This window comes from Enterocloster sp. OA13 (assembly GCF_022440595.1).
GTDB classification, from domain to species: domain Bacteria; phylum Bacillota; class Clostridia; order Lachnospirales; family Lachnospiraceae; genus Enterocloster; species Enterocloster hominis.
Genome location: NZ_JAKNTF010000001.1, coordinates 6,324,550 through 6,340,570, shown reverse-complemented (window position 1 = coordinate 6,340,570; position 16,021 = coordinate 6,324,550). Strand labels below are relative to the sequence as shown.

Sequence of the window (16,021 nt, the reverse complement as noted above, 5' to 3'; positions counted from 1 at the left end):
ATAAAATATGTAAACACATGTATCAGTATAAAAGAACCATGTAAAGTCCATAATCAGCATCCTGTAAAGTTTTTGGAAAAATAATCCTTACCTCAGAATCTTTTATATATCATTTCCAGGGTTTGGGAACCATTTACATAACATGGCATCCATGACCCGCGAAAGCCGCAGGCTTCTGCCAGCCCCACCGCCTGTTCAAACTGATAACCGATGGTATCACATCTGTGGCTGTCTGAATTAATGATAATCCCTCCGCCCATACCCTTAAGCTCCCTTAACAGCAGCCCGGACGGGTAGGGCTGGCTGCGGTATCCCCTGGAAACCGCCCCCGTATTGATTTCAAACAAAACCCCCTGGCTGTTCAGCTTCTTCATGGCTGCCAGCGCCGGCTCCAGATAATCGTCCTTTGTCTCATCAAAGTACCGGTTCCCCTGGTTGAACTTTGTCAGAAGGTCAAAATGTCCCACCCAGTGGCAGCGGGTCCTGTCATACACCGTGGCCTCCACCTCATAATAATCCCTGGCAAAGGCGTACCAGTCCCCCTTCCACAGGCGTCCCACAGCCCCTGCCAGCGCCTCCCCGGTATCATCCACGGGCACATACTCCCCATCCTTCCATATACAGTGGGTGGAACCGATTGCGTAGTCCGCGCTTTGGACCGGACCCAGGCAGTCCAGCTCGATTCCGATGTACACATTCATCCTTCCCCTATATTCATCCCGCAGCCCGCGAAGTTCCTGCTTATATTGTTCCAACCTCATATCCGGCATCCCAAATCCAGGTGTACAGAATGAATAATCCCCGTGCCCTGATATTCCGAAATCCGTAAATCCCATTTTATATGCCGTCTCCACCATCTCCCGGGGCGTACCTGCTCCGTCACAGTAGCTTGTATGGGTGTGAAAATCTGCCAGCAGTGCCATAATCACATAGTCTCCTTTTTATTTTCCGGGCCGTTCCTTCCCTATGTCTGCCCGTTATGGGGCAGCCTTTTTATGACTATAGACCATTCCTTTAAGCGGTTCAAGGGGTTTGCCGTAAGCTTTACATGGGTTTTTCCATCTTTTTACATCATTCAATGGTGGCGAATATAAGTGCAGAAGAATCTCTTGTTTTTGGGATTTTATAGCTCTTGGTACAATGGACGTATCAAAGGAAGGCGGGATATTTCTAGGATAACTCATAATAAGGACAAGAAAAGAGGATCATTGATAAAGCGATTGACCGGAACTTCATCTATGGCTTTGTAGTGGACAGGTACAGCCCTGATAATGACCGCCACAAGTATACAGAGGCACGCCGATTGTTGTAGCCATCAGGACTCCAAATCCTTCATGCTCCGAGCCAAACAAATGTGCAAATGCATTGGGTGGTACATATCTTTGGAACACAGCAGGCAAGAATACTCCAAAGAGAAAATATCCTCCTGTCACTTCATATTCTGTCCGATATTTTTTTAAGACTGAACACCAGAATGGAATCAGTATCACGGCTCTGCCACACCTCAAAATCTGTAAAATCAAAGAACTTCTTTTTCCGAAAACAAACAGCCACCAGAATACCTGCTGCAATTCCACAGAGCATACAGGAAACCAGTCTTACGGTCAGGTCACAGCGATTAACCCCAATGCAGCCGTGTACACCATAAGCTGCGGATTCAAATGAACCGAACTCATCATAAAGGCAGCCAGTCCTCTCATCCCTTTTCCTGCAAAGGAAGCTACAATCGGGATTGTGCCATACATACAAAGAGGTGATAAAATCCCTAAGATAAGTGTGGCGGATGTTATGGAATTCGGAATCAATATCCGGGTACTGCATAAATCTCTGGATGCTATATTCATTTAATTCAAGAAACGGTTCTTTATCGTCGCCCCTTCAAACAAATTCTCCAAATCCTGCCGTCGTATCTATTTCCTTATATTCCGGCTCCACTGATATTATATTTGCTGCTATACAGAGCGCCAATTTTAATACACCCAAATTTAAAGGACTGGTTTAGATACCAACTTCTCCTATCCATGCCTTCAGTTCCTCTTCACTGACATTTACCGAGAACCGCCTGCCTTCCTTCAATATTGTTCCGGGGCAGGATAATTCAAGTTCCCTGTTTGTATTCCCCATACCGCTGCCTCCTGACGTTGCCATCGGTATGACCGTCTTCCCCGAAAGATCATACTGCTCCAGGAAAGAGTTCCAATGGTTGGCGCTACATACTACCAAATTGGAAAATAAAATTGGTATTTTTTGTAAAATGCTTATATAAAAAGGCTTCCAACACAATACACGCTTTTTAGTTATATATTGAATATGCCTTATAATCTCATTATAAAATTTATTGAGAAAATAAATACTTGAATTTCATGAACTGTTATACATTCGAGGCATAATTTATTTTCCTGTTTTCTCTGTATATATTCTTCCAAAGACACAAAAAAGCTCAACTACCTTTTCTGGTAATTAAGCCTTTTGTTTAAATTGTTATTATATGCCCTAATATCCATTCCACTTGCTTTTTTACGGTCTCACTTACATCTGTGGAGAAACCCCAAAGCAAGATGTCCTTATCTCTCTCCAAATCATACAATCTTGCCATACGGCCTGTAAAATTATCTGGTAAATATATTTGGTTGTTTCGTGTATCCTTCTTTTTTATCATGTTCTTTCGGAATTCCTTCAATTGGCTTAACGCACCATTTAAAATGCATTCTTACCCTTTTTGAGACTTTATCCTGTACATCATCCTATACAGGGTTGTACAGGATAGGGGCTATATATTGTCAGGAATAGTACTTTCCGGCAAAACAGGCGGTTTAGTGGGAGCAAGTACCTGTTTCGCCTATCTTCTTTGGTTAAAAACTATTTTACAATCCATTGTCCTGATTTTCGGCTGCCCATACGCTCAATTATCCCCTTTTCTCTCAGTTCTTTTATAACTCTTCTTGTCTGTCTATCAGAACGGTTCAGCTTTATAGCTAGTTGTGCCTGCGTTATATGAGGATTCTCTCTTATTGCTGATAATATTATTTTCTCTAAAGAATCATCTAATAGGTCATTTAATGGGTCATTTATTAGGACATTTTGATCTTTTAAAAAGTTCTTTTGTCCTAAAGGTGTAAATTTCACCATGATATCTTCTAAATGAAGTGTATATTCCGGCATCGGAACACCGTATTTTTTACATGCCTCACATATTTTTTCTATCCCACGTCCCCATGTTTCTACATATCCTGCCCGGAAAAATCCATTGGCTACATTCGGATTATAAGGCTGTGAGCGATGGCGCTCCATCAATGTTTCAATCGTCCATCCTACCGGAAATACACAGTCATTACTGATATACACCGCATCCTCATGAATCCGAATCTGTATCGGCACTAATGCTGCATAATTGGAATGAATAATCGCATTATATACTGCCTCCCTGACAGCCGCCTTTGGGAGCGGATACGTCTCGATTCTGGTGACATTGTCATAAGATATGATTGCCTTCATGTACTTCAGGTAAATCAATTCTATAACCCTGTCCGCCTGTATAAATAATGAACCATGAATCTCGTCCTGATAGCGCAGGTCGGAGCCTTCTCCAAAATATCCGATTTTGATATACGCACCTGTAACCCATTTCTCCGGATTGCGGTGAAACAGAAGAATTGCCGCTCTTTTTAACCTGCCCTGTTCAAAAAGACCAAGGCTGTCCAAAAGCTGTTCATTGCCCATATTCAGGTCTTCTTCTGTCATACGCCCGCTCCGTAGGGCCTCTCGCCGGAAAATATCAAAACTCTCTTTGTCTAAATCCTCGACAGTAACACCATCGACTGGAACAGCATCCCATTTATACCCTGTTTTAGACAGTAAAAACTCTGTCAAAGATGCTCCTCTGAGAAGCTGCTTTGTACTGCCGCTGCGATAATGATACTCTCCTTTATAGTTTACTGGATAGCTGCTGGGATTCACACAAATTTCAATATAGTCCTTTCCGTCTTGTGTCAACAAATTCACATCCACAATAATGCCAAGGATATCCCTTACTTTATTCGGAATATCTTCAAGCAACTTTTTGCTGTCTGGCACCCCAATCACAGTACCATCATCAGCAGTTCCAATATATATCTTGCCACCTTGAGCATTAGAAAAACCACAAATCCACTTTAAATACTCATCACGCCAGGATTCTTTCCATTCTGTGTTTTGGTTTTCTGCCATTCACTTTCCTCCCACCTCAATGTAGAAGTCATAATACTTTAACACTTTGTGCCTATTTTTGAAGTTTAAGGATTTCACCTGTTATATCGCTTCCTTCATATATGAAAACTGCTTCCCACTCACTCCACTTTGTAATGGAATAATCCGCGACATTAACAATTCCTTCCTTACCTGTAGAATATTCTACCGTTTTCTCTGAGGAATGTTTTATCTGCCCATAATCTACATCCTTATCAAAAATTTCGCTTGAAAACCAATCCAACGCTTATTCGTTTCATCATAGATAGGTTCTGTCTCCAGTCCATGATTGTTTGGGTTTGCATGAAGATATCTAAACTGCTTATTTCCAGTGAGATTCTCATTTGCAAATAACTGACGGCACAGGTCTTCAAACTTAAACCGAATTCCGCGTGCATCATGATTATATGCAGCAAAGCTTTCCCAGTTTATATGCATTTCAATCCCTCCATTCCTCATATAGTAAACCCATATCTCAGAAATATCAGGTTTAAGTTTATTCTTTTTACTGATATTGACACAAATATAATGTTTCATTTACGAACATTATACCATAAAAATTGTGCGCGCCCAACATTTTTGGCAAATATTCTCAACATTTTTGGCAAAATATTTTGGGAAAACGGGAGCCTGAAATAGTTCTCTTCAAGCTCCCGTTTTTGTCACTTATTTTGAGAATTCTGCTTTAAGAATTTCCTTCTCGCTATCCGTCAATTTCGCATAGGAGTTAATTATCTCTTCCGCACTTCCCTCTCCATTTTGAAGTCTTACTTTTATCGAATTAACGAATATTACTTTCTTCCATGCTTCCATAAAGTCAACCTCCCATTATTTGAGCAAGTGCTACTGACATGGCATCAATCAACTGCACGTTATTATCTACCTTACGTTCTAAATCACTTTTTTTCAACAGCCTTATTGTAATCAGATTATCAATTAGAGCTGGCTCTGCCGTCACCTCTTCTGAAACGGTATGGCCTTCTTCATCCACAATAGCTGGCCAGCCCCCTATAGCTTCTTTAACAATATAATCATTCTGAATGTTATATGTATCTAACTTAGAATAATTCATGTACTGATTTTCGAGGATTCCCTGGTCTGACATCAAAGTAAGTGTAGAAAGCTCACTCTCTGTCTTGAAAAGTTTCAACAGGTCAATTTCCTGGGCCTGAGACTGTAATATTTGAACTTCTAGGGATGGAACATTTTGGTTCCTTATTACATTAAAAACTGGAACGGATATTCCTGTCATAGTGACCAATCTTGACATCACATTTCCTCCTCTTCTTCTGAATCATCTATACCGTTGTTATTGCAATCAGATGGTCCCCCTTTACCACTTTGATGTTTTCCCGGAAATGGTACATTTGCCGGCGCATCATACAGATATGGAGTTGGCTGCTTTTCTGCAAAATCCGGTCCTATTTCTTTCTTCTGTTTTGACATAATCTTGTCCTCCTTGTTTTTGAATAAATATTTAGACTTTGTGGTTATATAAATGATAAAAATCAGTGCATAGTATCACGCAATACGGATTTAAAATTACTTGCTTCATGTTTTAACTTTGAAAAAGTAGCTATAATACAGCCTTTTTTCGATGATGCAGACCAATCATTCGGTTTTCGCTCCTATTACAATATGTCGATGGCAGCAGGCTACGCAATACATTTCTACTACAGTGGCGAGAAACGTATTACATTGCGATTTTTAGATACTGATGGTACCTGGAAAGATTCATGGACTGGAAAGTTGCAATAGCTTAAATGATTATTCACCACCATTTTTTCATGAACAGCGCATCTGCCGAAATACCCTGCGGGATTATTTTCTGCTCATTTCGGTCATTGCCCACGAAACAAGTCAGGATGTTTGAAGATGACGCTATGTAACATGCGTATGCAACGTTCCCATTGCTTTTTACATTGGTAACACATAGAAACATATATCCATCTGGTACAGTAATCGGTATACGTATCTCCTGTCCACCATTAGGCGCAAGAGTTATGGATTGTGAATATGTAAATGTTTTTATAAGCAATGGGTTAATTAAATCCGTATTGCGCACATCAGTATGTTAATTCATCAAAAACTCATTTTTATTCATTTTAGTTGCTGTGTACAATACGGATTTAGCAGATGTAATAATCAAGTCTACATATAAAACTGCTTTACGGTCACCCGATAAAACACATACCCTTGGTATCCATGATAACGGCACAGCATATATGGATGACACTAAGGTTATTACAAACGCAGATATAATACATGGGAACACCGATGCATTTTCCGTCCCTGCTAACGGAGAATACCGTGTCACTCTTAACCTAAGTCAATATAATGTAGGCACTGATTATCGCCTATATGCTACCGTTCGCGGGTCTACATGGGTTAATTTAGGGGCCATATATTGCAATAATAACCAGGCTATTATTGATTTACGTAACCTCAATAGTACAGCTGTTAATGTCACGCTCTGGTATACGATTATCCGAAAATAATCATTTATTGATTAATGGGATATGAAAAGGAAACATATCCATTCCCCGCCTGGCCTGACAAATTAATCTTCAGTTCGGTCGAATTATTATCAATGTAAACCACACCTATAGCAGCAGTTCCTATACCGTTCGAGCAGTAGCGGCTTTGTCCTATGGCAGATTTAGGCATCCCACTACAAATAAGCACGTTTTCCCTTGCAGTAGCAGATGGCGTAATAATCCGGCACCTTATGTAGCATATGCCTGCTTTTACACGATAGTATATTTCACCCGTTATCTCAGAATCTATGATATCTTCAATCAGTGTGACTGCACTCATTGATAAATCCGTATTATGCCCGGAAATGCAAAAATATAGCACGCATAACAATTCTATATAATTATAACTGTGCTCAACATCCCCCATAAGCGTACTTTAAGTAAGCCTCCCATCTGGCAGGCCAAAAAAATCCTGTCAGATTTTAAGAGTTAGGATGCAGCATACATGTCGTACTCATATCTAATCTTTCCGGCACCATTTTTTGCATATATCCTGGTGGTTTCTACACTCGAATGCCCCATCAAATCACATAATGTTGGAAGCGGCATACCTTTGTTCAATGCACGCGTGGCAAATGTGTGCCTCAGCAAATGCGGAAATACCCGCTTACCCAGCCCTGCCTTTTTTGCAATCTTCCGGATAATGTTCTCCAGGGCATTCTTCTTTAATCCTTGATAAGGTGCCCTTTTTGATAGTATCACAGCCCCGCTCCTACGGTCCCCCAAATATCGTTCCAAATATTCCATCGCACGGTCATTAAAGAACACCATGCGCTCCTTCTTTCCCTTTCCTAATACTTTCCCACATCCCGCCTGAAGGTCCATATCTTCTACCCGCATACTGACCACTTCGCTGACACGACAACCACTTGCCAGGAACAGCTCCAGAACTGCATTGTCACGGATATTGGTTCCACAGGCAATACGCAATTTCTCTACTTCACGGCTGGTCAATGCCTCCCGTATTTCTGCTACATACTTGATTGGGTCCACGGTGGACATAGGATTTTTTGAGATGTAGCCTCGTTCATGTAGAAAAGTAAAGAAGGAGCTTGCAATGCGCCGTTTGTGGTCTTTGGTGCTGGAGCTAATCTTTCTAGCCTGCTCATAATAATTAAGGCATTCCACCACATCCTCTCCCGCGATTTCCTGTACTGGCTTACCTACATAAATCAGTAAGTCCGTCAAAAAACGCTGGTATTGATTGACTGTACTAACCGAATAATTTTCAAACCTGATTTTCCCGATGAAAATATCCAATTCTGGAAAGCTGATTATGTTGGTACTCAACCCGGTTTCCCTTTTGGATATTTCGTAGTTTCGCAACACTGACGATAGTGCCCCGTCAATCACCTGCAGCGCAGGCCGGTCCAGTTCATTGGACAACCTGGCCATAAGCTCATCTTTTAACCTTACTTCATCCATTTGTTCTACCTCCATACAATAAATTTGGTATCTTTATTGTATGATAGGAAGCTTGGCAGCACCAGACTGCTTTACTGTGCGCAATACGGATTTAAGTAACAGGTTTGCGAGCAGAGTTGCTGACTGCAATTTCCTTACTGAGGGTAAAAGCGAGACGGTAGTAATGGCAATTTGGGATAATAATACACTCAATACACCATATAAGCAGGGAGTCAGTGGATTTGGTAATGGCTTTGTTATCGGTATGTCTCTTGAGCTTGCCTGGGCTATTCAGGTTGCTTTTGCAGTGTCAGATACTAACTTGTTTGTCCGAAGTTATACTCTTGCTGGAATCGGTTGGACCGGTTGGCGAACTATATAATTGAAAAGGAAAGACATCCTGCATACCTCCCTGCACCACAGGGATTTGCAATGATATCCTTTTTATTTAAGTAAAACGGCATAGAAATGTCGCCGTTTTCCCAGCCTGTAATGCGCCCGTGCCTGACGATTGTTGATTCAGGCAGTCCGCTTACAATCAGCGTGTTTATTGCTGTAATCTCCTTTACAGTGATATCAAAATCCACAAAACACGTACCGTTAAGGACTTTGTATACCACGGTTCCAGCACTTACCCAATCCGAATTAATGACGGCATCCCCAGAATATGCCTTAACAATTCCATGGTCTGATAAATCCGTATTGAGCCCACTAATACTTTTTTGCAGCCCGTCTGTTATCTTCGTGATTTTGGGTCCCACATCCGCTGCCAGGACCTGCTGTGTGTTGACGCTGTCCAGCACATGGCACAACATGCTTTTTTCTATCATCTTGTTTGCCAGCCGCTCCAGGAATGCATCATTGTTAATCAGCTTCCCGAACAGGGCATTGTATACATCCGCGTGGACCGGGTCTGAGGTTTCCAGCTTTCTCAACTCCCGGATGAGCGCCGCCTGTTCTTCATTTATCTCAAAATTCGCCATCTTCCCTGCCTCCTAAAAGATATCGTCAAACGCAAAGGTCATCTCCTCGTCATCATCCTTGTTCTTGTCCGAACAGGTGCGTATCATCACCAGGTCACCCTCCGCATCACACAATGCCATCTCATTGATGGACGTGTTGGCCAGTTCCTCCCTGGATAAGGTACAGATATACCGGAAGTTGGTGTCCGTCACCTGCTCGATGCTGCTCAGGTCCTTCCGTAACAGCTCGTTTTTCAAGGTGTTATCATCCTCTGATGGCGTCCCGTCCGCGCCGTTCCCAAATGCCATCTGTGTGACTGCCGGCAATGCCTTGATGCCCGCCCTGGCCTTCAGTATCTTATTCTTACTCAACTTGGTTATCGTTGTACTTGCCATCAGATTTCCTCCTCTATGACTTGTGCATCCATATGTTTGGCTCCATCATTGTACGTGCTCCCATCATGGATTCTCCAGTGATGCCAGGTTGTACATGTCAGCCTTCCCTCCTCATCCTCCTCCATCCGGCTGCGTATGTGCAGGTAGGGCAGGTGGTTTCCAATCACATTGTCATGATGGATGCTTCCATCGTTGTCGTGCTCCCCGTTCAGGATGTTATTGTTATACCAGCGCATCTCCGCCCGTATCAGGATGTCATGGGGGCGGATGCATTCTTCCAGTCCTGCGTCCTGAATCCGGTACAGGAAACGGTAACGGTCCAGCCCGCTTACCTTCTTTACCCGCCGTACCTCCCGGCGGATGATATCATGGCCGAGGTCAAAGGAATCATCTATATCCCGGGACAGGATGACATAAAATTCCGCCCAGTGCTCCCGGCTGCCCTCCAGTTCATACGCCGGCACCATCTCCACATCGGTAAAGCCCAGGGACCGCACCGCCTGGAGCGTGCCCACCTCCGTCCCGCCAAGCCGGCAGGTGTCTGCATACATCATCAGCCGTACCCGGAAGTTTTCCCAGGTTTCGCCCTCATAGCGCGTCAGTTTCCGGTCCAGGCCATGCTCCGGAAGCATCCGTGGGCTGGCTGTCCTTACCATGCCTTCCTCCCGTGCCCGCCGGAGCATGGTCTTGTTTTCATCGAACAGCCGCCCGGTCACTTTGAAATAGATATACCACTGGTTCCTGGCCTTCCTTGCCTGTTTGAAGGGCGTGGACAGCAGATAATACATATATTCCCCGAATGTCTCCAGCATGGCGTCCCTCCTATGTGTTCCTTACCTTGACCGTGATACTCCCCAGCATGACCACATTCCCGGCCGGCAGCTCCACGTCCACTGCGGGGGCCGTGAATACGGTCTTACGGTAGTCCGGTATGCTCTGGCGGAGCACATACCGGATATCATCCTGTAAGAATAAGTTGAAGTCCGTCCGGTTGGACAGGGACATGGCCCCCGCTATCAGGGACCGGGCCGTTTCCTCCACATCCGTCACCCCTGCCCCCTGTTTGAGGTACAGGGTGATGTCCACATCCTGATAGGTGATGGTTCCGGACTTTGCCAGGTAGTCCTCGTAATTATCCTTCAGCTGGTCCGCCGCCGCCTGGGCCTTGCGCACCAGCTCCTCGCTGGCTTCCCCCGCCGTCCCCACCACAATCACATCCACCGTTCCCTGCCCCCTTGGATGCTGGTCATCAATGTAGGCGCACATCACACCCGGGATGGCCTCCACGGCTGCCTTCAGCTTGGCCGATGTGGTATTGGTGGACAGTTCCTCCCAGCTGGACAGGGTCCGGCTGCGTAAGCCGGCTTCGCTCTCTTCATCTGCCCCCTCGGAATATATCCATCCCTGCCGGTTCGTGACCTGCGACACGCCCTCCAGGTATATCATGCTTACCCTTATCTGGTCCTCACTCACATTGTAGCGCGCTCCGGCCGCTTCCGCCTCCACCAGCACGCTGCCCTCCGCCTGGCCGGCCTGTATCACCGTATCCTCTAACGTGTAGTAGACCAGCTCATCCCCGTTGATGTCCGGGGCCGTCTTGAACATATGTCCCTTCGTCACGGTCAGGGCCTGCCCGTAATCGGACCTGACAAGGGTCACATATCCCTGGGTCCGGGTCGCCGCCTTCCGGAACTTGGAAAAGTCCGCCGCCTTCAGTTCCAGCCACCTGCCTTCCGCATGCCGCAGGAACTGGTTGTTCAGGATGGTCCGCGCCAGACGGAGCAGCTCGATGTGTATCTGCACGCAGATACGTGTCAGCCAGTAAAAGACGCCTCCGCTGCCCCACTTGGTGATGGTAAACCCTTCCGCCGCCAGCTCCTCCTTCAGCTCCTGCATCTTTGTATCGGCATCAGGGACCGGTATGATTTCATCCAGAATGCTTTCATCAATCAACGAGTTTCACCTCCGCCCCGTCCAGTTCCAGGTCCATCTGATAGGACACATCCTCATTTGCAATCTTAAATCCCACATGGATGTTCACTATATCATCCCCCATCCGGGACACGCCAACCCCAATACTGTGCGGGTTGATTTCATCCCGCTTCCTTAACTTTTCCGTGACCCGGTTCTTTATCTGCAGCTCCTCCAGTTCGCCTATCTCCCGGTGGCAGAAATCCAACAGCGACCATCCGTAATCGGAATCAAAAAAACATTCCCCCTCCATGGTCAGGGCCTCCAGGCGGATGTCCTGCAGGAAACAGTCCAGGCCGCCCGCCAGTGCTTCCTCTCCCGATGCCAGGGGGACCGGCTGCCCGGTATCGTCTAACATCAGGTCCGTTTCCGTCAGTATCATAAGCATCTCCCCAGGATGTACGGCCGGCACTGCCCATATAAAAGCCCGACTGCCACTACATCCCCTTTCTTCAGGACCTGCTCCGTCCTTATATAAGGAATCGCGGGAAAGGCTTCATCCGTCTCCCCGTTTTCCTTCAGCAGCCGCAGCGTCACATACGATGCCCCATCCTTCACGGTCCCTTCCATCACCTTTGCCTGGCACAGGGCCGGATGGCGTATATGCGGATAGTCTGTCCCTATGGTCTCATTCACCGTCAGTTTGACAAATTCGTCAAGAAAACCGGCCATTTTGAATCCCCTTCCTTCCAGCTAAAATGATACATACATCCTCACGCTTCCCGTTTCATCCGCCTTCACCCGGACCGAGGTCACAAGGGCCTCCCCGTCAAACTTCCGGTGTCTTATCCGGATACGCTCTCCCTGGTGAATCCACGGGACCCCGATGGTCTTGATTTCGTTACCGCCGTTCCATTGGTTGAAGGAAAGGATGTTCTTCCCTTCCTCCAGTACATAGATAAGCGTCTGCTCTTCCCCGGTCCCCCAGAAAAACCGGCCGGACCGGAAATAAAAGGATGCCTCCAGACCCCAGACCCGGCCCACCTCCTGGATAAGCTCCGCCACATTCATGCGCGGGACCGGGACCACATCCTTTTTGGGGTACATGGTATCGGACAGGCGGTAATCCGCAATCCCGGCCCTTCCAAGGCCGAACCGGATGATATCCTGCGGACAGCAGTCCAGGAAGGTCTCCTTTACGTAGGTCCGTTTCAGGAACAGTGTATCGTCCAGTATCCGGTAAGGCCCCAATGCCTGGCCGTCCGCCATGTATCCGGTTAAGAGCGTGTCATAATCCCCGTCATAGCCCAGTTCCACCTGGGCCGGGGCCATGGATGCAAGGTCCAGGAGCCCGGCATAACCGGGGTCATATTCCAAGGTGGCCCAGCTGCACTGCTCCCTCCGGCTGGAATGGCATTCCACACGGATTCCCTGCGTGAATACCTGGTCCCCAACGGTTATCCGGAACCGTGGCGTAATCAGTTTCCGTTCTGCCATGCTACCTCCTATGTATCCCGGGCCGGGCTCTCCGATGTCTTATCCTTAATCCTGGGGGCCTGGCCTCTCTGTGTGTTCAGGTATTCCTGGTAGCCGGTACTGATTCCCTGGGCCTGTGACGTCCCTGCCTTGCTGCCGGAGGATGCGTTTTTCCCGCTTCCCGCCGCCTTGGTCTGCACGGTGACCGGCAGGCACTCCCAGAATTCCAGCGCTGCCTCCCCATAACTGTTTTCCGTCTTCTTGGACAGGTCGATTCCTTTAAAATACACCAGGTTCAGACCGCAGGCTGCGGCCTGGCTGTTCACCACCGGCAGCGGTATGGCAGCCGTCTGCCCCGGCGGCTTGAACAGCAGCTGGATGGTCTGCACCATGCCCTCAACGCTTTCCCCGGCACTGGGTTCCAGCAGCAGGTCCACATTCATCTTCAGCGGTTCGTACCCATTGGGCTGGTAGCCCAGGGTCACGTTATTGTCATCCGTCACCGCGTCAATCACGGCGGCCCCGGTTATCTCCAGCTTCTTTACGAGGCCCGGGACGGCCACCCCCGCCACCAGCATGGATGTATCCTTTATGTACAGCATTCTTCCTTCCTCCCAGCCGCTTTCTATGCAGGCGTGACCGATACGTTCCCGTTGGTCTTTTCCTTGATGTCGTCAATCAGCTTGAATAAGAGCGGCAGGTCCTTCAGCCGTTCCAGGGACACATGCAGCTCCAGGCGTTGGATGACGGTCCCGCCTCCCTGCTGCCTCTGGCTCCATATGTTTCCCTGGCCGGACGGTTTCCTTTCTTCCTTCCCTCCGGTCAACAGCCTGGCAAAAGCCGCGCCTCCTTCCTGGTTTTCATCACTCAGTGCCTGGAATGCGTCCCTCGCCGTATCCGCCGGCAGGGAGGCCGTCTGGCTCATGCCGGTATGGATGGTCTCAAACACACGCCGGCCGGACAGGGTAAGCTGGGACAGGGGTCCCTCCTTCGCATCGGAAAAGGGCAGCATCTGCCGGATTCTGGACAGGGCCCCCTTCACCGCCTCCACCGGCTTGTTCACGGCGGAACGGATTCCTTCGGTAAAGGTCTCCATTATCTTGGTGCCGGACTGTTTGAACAGACCTACTGCCCCGTCCACCACACCACGGACCTTTGCCAGGCCCTGGCTCCATAGCTCCTTGATGCCGTTCAGCTTTCCTCCCGTCAATGTATTCAGGAAATCAAAACCTGCCGTATAGTAGCCCTTGACGCCCTCTACCGCAGCAGCCGCAATCCCACGTATGCCCCCGCCATTCTGTTCATAGGCATTTTTCATGTTGTCCAGCTTCTGTCTGACAGTCCCGACCGCAGCCCCCATCACGTTGCCCATCACGTTCCGGACCGCCTCCATCCGGCTGCTGACAGCCCCGCGGACCCGGTTGAACACATTTGATACCGTGGAGACAATCGCGCCGCCAATGTTGAAGAAGAAGTCCTTCATGGCCTGCAGGCCCGCCCGTACTTTCTCCACACAGGCATTCCAGACGTTCTGGATGAAGGCGGATACCTTATCCCAGTTCTTCCAGAGCAGGATAAGCCCGGCCGTCAGGGCCGCAATCCCGATGACAATCCAGGTCACCGGATTGGCTAACAGGGCTGTTGTGAAGCCCCACACACTGGATATCAGGCCCGGAAGGGCCGCAGCTGCCGAAGCAATCCCCTGCCGGACCATGTTGAGCAGGCCGGCCCCCATGGCCTTGATTCCATCCGCGGCGTACATCCCGTAAATCCGCAGGGTCTCAAAGCCGCTTTTTAAGCCGCCCACTATGCCGATGGTCCGTGTTATCGCCGTCCCGAAGATGCCGATGATGGAGGTCACGCTCCCCGTCACGGTCAGGAACATCCCGAGGAACAGGACCGCGTTCAGGATGCCGGATGCAAGCCCCTGGTTCTCCGCAATCCATTCGGACGCCTTCCCCACGGCCTGCCCTGCCTTCCCAATCCAGTCATTCACGGTCGGCAGCAGGTTCACCCCCAGCTCCTCCGTCACGTTGTGTAACCGCTGTTTTAACACCGTATACTTCTGGGATTCCGTTGCGTTGATGGCCGTTGCCATCTCCTGGGCGGCGCTGCTTCCTCCTCCCAGTGCATCATACATATCCAGGATGCCCGTCTGCAGTTCGCCTGTCTTCCCGTACAGGAGGTCGATGACGGCCACCGCCTCGTCCGAGCCGAAGGCCTCTTTTATCTTTTTCTTCTCCACCGCATCAATGGTATCCCCATACTTGCTTTTCAGGATTCCCAGGATTTCCGGCAGGCTCCTGAGCTGCTTGTCAGCGTCCAGGAAGTTGAGCCCCAGCTTCTCACCCGCCCCGGTGGCGGCATTTAATAACGCCTTATATTTGGTGGCTGCCTCGCTGCCCGACATGGTGGCCTGCAGCATGCCCAGCACGGACAGCTGCTCCTCCAACGGCACATTGGCCGATGTGGCGGTCCCTCCCAGGGCGCTGATGGCCGAGGCCATCTCCGAGCCGCTGGTCTTATACGCCTTGACGGCGGTCGCAATACCGCCCGCAAACATCTCCCCGAATTCCAGGTCTGACAGTTCTGAGTAATACCCTTTATAAATGCCATACCCGGTCGCAAACAGGGAGGTCATCTCCCCGGTCGTGGACTTGGTGGCCTTGGCCGTCAGGCCGGCCAGCTCCGTGAACTGCGCCACCCCTTCGTCCGTCAGGGACGCGATGCCCGATTTGATGTCATAGGCGGCTGTGATGAAATCAGCCTTTGTGGTCCCGGCCCAGGTGTCTGAAAACTGTCTGGCCGCATCCTCCACCGCTTTCAGGTCTGTGATTCCCAGCGACTTAAGCTCTGCCAGGGCATCCTGGGTCTCGAAGGTGGAACCGGCAATCTTCATCATCCCGTTTGTGATTCCCACGCCCGCCGCCGTCATCCCACCTCCGGCCAGGGCCGCCATCCCAAAACCGGACTGCAGGCCCGACAGGCGGGAACCCAGGTTCTGGGACGCCCTCCCCATGGGGGCGGTCAGCTGGTCCACCATGTTCAGTACCACGCTCAGCTTATAAACAGATTCCATCCCCATGGTTCGTTCCTCCTTGTGTCACGGGC

General features: G+C 48.5%; 18 protein-coding genes. All 18 read right to left on the bottom strand.

All coding sequences use genetic code 11. The annotated features are described in order from the left end of the window. Positions 1-92 precede the first annotated feature (92 nt). Positions 93-923: a histidinol-phosphatase gene (locus MCJ35_RS28365; protein ID WP_034576935.1), complete on the bottom strand. Its 831-nt coding sequence runs from the start codon at positions 921-923 to the stop codon at positions 93-95. A 1,075-nt stretch (positions 924-1,998) separates the two neighbouring features. Beyond that, a complete protein-coding gene (locus MCJ35_RS32405; RefSeq protein WP_353656092.1) occupies positions 1,999-2,148 on the bottom strand; it encodes a flavodoxin in 150 nt (49 codons plus the stop codon). A gap of 325 nt (positions 2,149-2,473) precedes the next feature. After that, complete coding sequence (locus MCJ35_RS28355; RefSeq protein ID WP_025484126.1) at positions 2,474-2,659, bottom strand: hypothetical protein; 186 nt, start codon at positions 2,657-2,659, stop codon at positions 2,474-2,476. 200 nt (positions 2,660-2,859) lie between these two features. After that, positions 2,860-4,206 carry an ATP-binding protein gene (locus MCJ35_RS28350; protein ID WP_025484127.1) on the bottom strand — a complete coding sequence of 449 codons (1,347 nt, stop codon included), beginning with the start codon at positions 4,204-4,206 and terminating at the stop codon, positions 2,860-2,862. 52 nt (positions 4,207-4,258) lie between these two features. Continuing rightward, positions 4,259-4,468, bottom strand: coding sequence for a hypothetical protein (locus MCJ35_RS28345; RefSeq protein ID WP_155858430.1), 210 nt, complete (start codon positions 4,466-4,468; stop codon positions 4,259-4,261). A gap of 422 nt (positions 4,469-4,890) precedes the next feature. Beyond that, positions 4,891-5,037 (bottom strand): hypothetical protein, encoded by a 147-nt coding sequence (locus tag MCJ35_RS28340; RefSeq protein WP_002593045.1) that lies wholly within the window; start codon positions 5,035-5,037, stop codon positions 4,891-4,893. 4 nt (positions 5,038-5,041) lie between these two features. Then, positions 5,042-5,494 carry a hypothetical protein gene (locus MCJ35_RS28335; RefSeq protein WP_002593044.1) on the bottom strand — a complete coding sequence of 151 codons (453 nt, stop codon included), beginning with the start codon at positions 5,492-5,494 and terminating at the stop codon, positions 5,042-5,044. After that, positions 5,494-5,670, bottom strand: a complete 177-nt coding sequence (locus MCJ35_RS28330; protein WP_002593043.1) for a hypothetical protein — start codon at positions 5,668-5,670, stop codon at positions 5,494-5,496. Before MCJ35_RS28330 ends, MCJ35_RS28335 begins: the two co-directional genes overlap by 1 nt. Positions 5,671-7,190: 1,520 nt before the next feature. Continuing rightward, positions 7,191-8,186: a tyrosine-type recombinase/integrase gene (locus MCJ35_RS28325; RefSeq protein ID WP_002593041.1), complete on the bottom strand. Its 996-nt coding sequence runs from the start codon at positions 8,184-8,186 to the stop codon at positions 7,191-7,193. A gap of 353 nt (positions 8,187-8,539) precedes the next feature. Then, the gene (locus MCJ35_RS28320) at positions 8,540-9,148 is read right to left on the bottom strand and encodes a hypothetical protein (RefSeq protein ID WP_240299727.1); all 609 of its coding nucleotides are present in this window, start codon (positions 9,146-9,148) and stop codon (positions 8,540-8,542) included. A 12-nt stretch (positions 9,149-9,160) separates the two neighbouring features. Beyond that, the gene (locus MCJ35_RS28315; RefSeq protein WP_002593039.1) at positions 9,161-9,523 is read right to left on the bottom strand and encodes a phage tail-collar fiber domain-containing protein; all 363 of its coding nucleotides are present in this window, start codon (positions 9,521-9,523) and stop codon (positions 9,161-9,163) included. Then, positions 9,523-10,335 (bottom strand): hypothetical protein, encoded by an 813-nt coding sequence (locus MCJ35_RS28310; protein ID WP_002593038.1) that lies wholly within the window; start codon positions 10,333-10,335, stop codon positions 9,523-9,525. The genes MCJ35_RS28315 and MCJ35_RS28310 overlap by 1 nt, the downstream gene beginning before the upstream one ends. Before the next feature lie 10 nt (positions 10,336-10,345). After that, positions 10,346-11,476, bottom strand: coding sequence for a baseplate J/gp47 family protein (locus MCJ35_RS28305; protein ID WP_002593037.1), 1,131 nt, complete (start codon positions 11,474-11,476; stop codon positions 10,346-10,348). Further along, a complete protein-coding gene (locus tag MCJ35_RS28300) occupies positions 11,469-11,876 on the bottom strand; it encodes a hypothetical protein (RefSeq protein ID WP_002593036.1) in 408 nt (135 codons plus the stop codon). The genes MCJ35_RS28305 and MCJ35_RS28300 overlap by 8 nt, the downstream gene beginning before the upstream one ends. Further along, the gene (locus tag MCJ35_RS28295) at positions 11,873-12,166 is read right to left on the bottom strand and encodes a hypothetical protein (RefSeq protein ID WP_002572708.1); all 294 of its coding nucleotides are present in this window, start codon (positions 12,164-12,166) and stop codon (positions 11,873-11,875) included. The genes MCJ35_RS28300 and MCJ35_RS28295 overlap by 4 nt, the downstream gene beginning before the upstream one ends. 21 nt (positions 12,167-12,187) lie before the next feature. Beyond that, positions 12,188-12,931 carry a hypothetical protein gene (locus MCJ35_RS28290; protein WP_002593035.1) on the bottom strand — a complete coding sequence of 248 codons (744 nt, stop codon included), beginning with the start codon at positions 12,929-12,931 and terminating at the stop codon, positions 12,188-12,190. Between the two features lie 8 nt (positions 12,932-12,939). Further along, the gene (locus tag MCJ35_RS28285; RefSeq protein ID WP_002593034.1) at positions 12,940-13,512 is read right to left on the bottom strand and encodes a hypothetical protein; all 573 of its coding nucleotides are present in this window, start codon (positions 13,510-13,512) and stop codon (positions 12,940-12,942) included. A 23-nt stretch (positions 13,513-13,535) separates the two neighbouring features. Further along, positions 13,536-15,995 (bottom strand): phage tail tape measure protein, encoded by a 2,460-nt coding sequence (locus tag MCJ35_RS28280; RefSeq protein WP_002593033.1) that lies wholly within the window; start codon positions 15,993-15,995, stop codon positions 13,536-13,538. Positions 15,996-16,021: the final 26 nt, after the last annotated feature.